Source organism: Brevibacillus sp. SKDU10, assembly GCF_001645205.1.
Classification (GTDB): domain Bacteria; phylum Bacillota; class Bacilli; order Brevibacillales; family Brevibacillaceae; genus Brevibacillus_B; species Brevibacillus_B halotolerans.
On sequence record NZ_LSSO01000107.1, the window covers coordinates 1 to 1,556 of the forward strand.

Sequence of the window (1,556 nt, forward strand, 5' to 3'; positions counted from 1 at the left end):
CCTCTTTTTCGTGTTTGTTAAAAATATATTGATATAATAAATTCGTTATAGTGCTCATCCATTTATTTGTGCAGCAAAGATAAACGAGCAATTTTTTCGGGTTGTTGGGAATGCGTACTGATTCTAAGAAGCACCTCATAGGAACGTACCACATACTGAGTAGATCGTTCAGCCGTAAAATATTGTATAGCTTGCTCTAAATGATAGAGTGCTTGCTCATAATGCTCACAATCGGTCAAAATATTAGCATAATTCAGGTTGATCTCTGCTAATAAATGTGAGTTATTGCAATTGTGAATGATGCTTTCACAGAGCTCTTTTGCGCGTTGATAGTAACCCATATCCCGATAAAGATGAGCCAGCTCGTTTGTAGCGTTATTAAACCAATGCTTTTGGTCTAATTTTTGTAAAATATCAATAGCTTTTAACAAGTATTCTTCAGATTTTTCATAGCATTTCGTTACCCGATACAAGATGCCTAAGTTATTGTAGGTATTAGCAATTAACTTTTCATCTGGTACGAGCTTTAGTACATCAAGGGCGAGAAGGTTATATTTCTCAGCCTGCTCATGCTGGTGTAGATGCAGATGACAAATAGCTAAGCCCATGTAAATAGAGGTACTCTTGTACATGGTTCCATACGCATCATTCAATTGGACTGCTTGGTTTAGTAGCTCGATGGCTGAATAGTACTCTTCTAAGCTTCCATGCATTTTAGCAGACGTATATAGAAGGGAAATTCGTAATAATCCACCAATCTCAAAACGATTCACCAATTGTAATGCTTCGCTTAAGAATGGGATCGCTTTTTTCGCCTGACGAGTCATTCCATAGTAATCTCCTAGGGATTGAAGACTGCGCACTAAGGAAACAGGATCATCTACGTCGCGAGCAAGAGAGATGCTTTCGAGCAATAGCTCCTCTACTTCCTCAAACCGCTGATCATGTAAGGCTAATTCTGCTTTGGCCCATAAATAAATGCATTGATCCTCCGTTCGTAGCTGCTGACCTTTTAATTTAAATATCCACTTGCGCGAAATCTCAATATCATTTGCTTCTAAGCGGTTCACAATATGCCGCAATGCATTTTGAATTTCTACTTCAGAAAATCCAATAGGCGATTCCGATTCAGTCCACAGTTCTTTCAAATCGGTTTGTAAACGCTTAGCCAATTGATCAAGAATTTCAGGTGATGGTATAACATTTCCCTTTTCGATTTGACTAACATAACTACGGTTGCAAATACCAACAGACAATTCTTCTTGAGTCATACGTAGGTTTTTACGGAAGTAACGTAAACGCTTACCAACATGTGTCACAAATATATCCACCTTTTCCCGTTTTTATTTTTTATTATACATAGAAATTACTAAATTGACATATTTTTCTTACTATTATAAGATATATTTGTAAGCAAAATTGCAAAAGGTCAATGGGGGTGCGTTTTTATGAAGAAGCTCGGATCCGACGCTTGGGGCTGATTGCTTATTTTTTATTGTTAATTTTACCGCCATTTTATTGATCCTCTCGACCTACTAAAAAGTTCCTCACTACTA

At 37.2% G+C, this 1,556-nt stretch carries 1 protein-coding gene; it reads right to left on the reverse strand.

Features of this window, described 5'->3' with window-relative positions:
- Positions 1-62: 62 nt before the first annotated feature.
- Positions 63-1,319 (reverse strand): tetratricopeptide repeat protein, encoded by a 1,257-nt coding sequence (locus AYJ08_RS06110; RefSeq protein ID WP_082890881.1) that lies wholly within the window; start codon positions 1,317-1,319, stop codon positions 63-65.
- Between the last annotated feature and the right edge of the window lie 237 nt (positions 1,320-1,556).